The sequence below is a fragment of the Streptomyces thermoalcalitolerans genome (genome assembly GCF_039525155.1).
Taxonomy (GTDB): Bacteria; Actinomycetota; Actinomycetes; order Streptomycetales; family Streptomycetaceae; genus Streptomyces; species Streptomyces thermovulgaris.
Genome location: NZ_BAAAHG010000132.1, coordinates 1 through 1,423, shown reverse-complemented (window position 1 = coordinate 1,423; position 1,423 = coordinate 1). Strand labels below are relative to the sequence as shown.

1 protein-coding gene is annotated in these 1,423 nt (G+C 70.6%); it reads left to right on the top strand.

The window, feature by feature from the left end:
• Positions 1-3 precede the first annotated feature (3 nt).
• Positions 4-1,227, top strand: coding sequence for an IS4 family transposase (locus tag ABD224_RS29180; protein ID WP_344055324.1), 1,224 nt, complete (start codon positions 4-6; stop codon positions 1,225-1,227).
• Positions 1,228-1,423 lie beyond the last annotated feature (196 nt).

Here is a 1,423-nt window from a genome sequence, read left to right as displayed (position 1 = left end):
CAGGTGAAGTCGTCGGGGGTTGGCCGGTTCTCGGATCGGATCGCGTTGGGGGTGCTGACGCGGGCGTTTCCGCCGGAACTGGTCGATGAGGTGGTCGCTGAGTGCGGCAGGGTCGAGCAGCGGACGCGGCTGCTGCCGGCACGGGTGGTGGTCTACTTCGTGCTGGCGATGTGTCTGTTCTTCGGGCAGGGCTATGAGGAGGTGGCCCGGCTTCTGGTCCAGGGGCTGGAGCTGGAGGGCCGGTGGGCGACGGCGTGGCGGGTGCCCACGACGGCGGCGATCGGGCGGGCCCGGTTGCGGCTTGGGCCGGAGCCGTTGCGGGCCCTGTTCGCCCGGGTGTGCCGGCCGGTGGCGGTCGCGCGGACGCAGGGTGCCTGGTACCGGCGGTGGCGGCTGGTCGCGGTGGACGGCACGGTCTTCGACGTCCCGGACACCGCTGCGAACGCCGAGTTCTTCGGCCGTCCCGGTACCAGTCGCGGGCCGGGCCGCAGCGCGTATCCGCAGGCCAGGGTGGTGGCCCTGGCCGAGTGCGGCACTCATGCCGTGTTCGCGGCCGAGGTCGGACCGCTCAAGGTCCACGACACCGTCCTGGCCCGGCGGCTGTTTCCCGCGCTGACCGAGGGCATGCTCGTCCTGGCCGACCGGGGCTTTTGCGGCCTTGATCTGTGGCGGGCGGCGAAGGCGGGCGGCGCGGATCTGCTGTGGCGGGTGCGCAGCACCGCGGTGCTGCCGGTGGCAGAACCCCTCCCCGACGGCTCCTACCTATCGGAGATCGTCGCCAGGCGGGATTACCACCGGCGCACGGACCTTGAGCGGGTGCGGGTGATCGAGTACACCCTCGGCCCGTCCGGCGAGGACGGCACTGTCTACCGGCTGATCACCACCATCCTCGACCCCGACCGGGCACCGGCCCGGGAGCTTGCCGCCCTTTACGCCCAGCGGTGGGAGATCGAGAACACCCTGGACGAGATCAAGAACCATCAAGGCATCCCGGGGATGGTGCTGCGCTCCCAGCACCCACGCGGCGTCGAACAGGAGATCTTCGCGTTCCTGCTGGTCCACCACGCGCTGCGGGACCTGATGCACCAGGCCGCCCTCAAGGCCGGGCACGATCCCGACCGGATCTCCTTCACCCGCACCCTGCGCATCGTCCGCCGCCACGTCACCGGGCAGGCGGCGCTTTCCCCCCTCACGACTGGCCCGGTCCATCACCCAGAGCCTGCGTGAGATCACCGAACGGCTGCTGCCCCCACGCCGACTGCGCTCCAACCCACGCGTGATCAAACGCAAGATGTCCAACTGGGCCCTCAAACGAGCCGAGCACCACAGCCCACCACGGCCGGACACCCCAACGGTCCGGCTGGTCGGGCCGACCAGAGCCACCCCCACCAGCCGGAAAACAACCTAAATCACCGGTATTGCG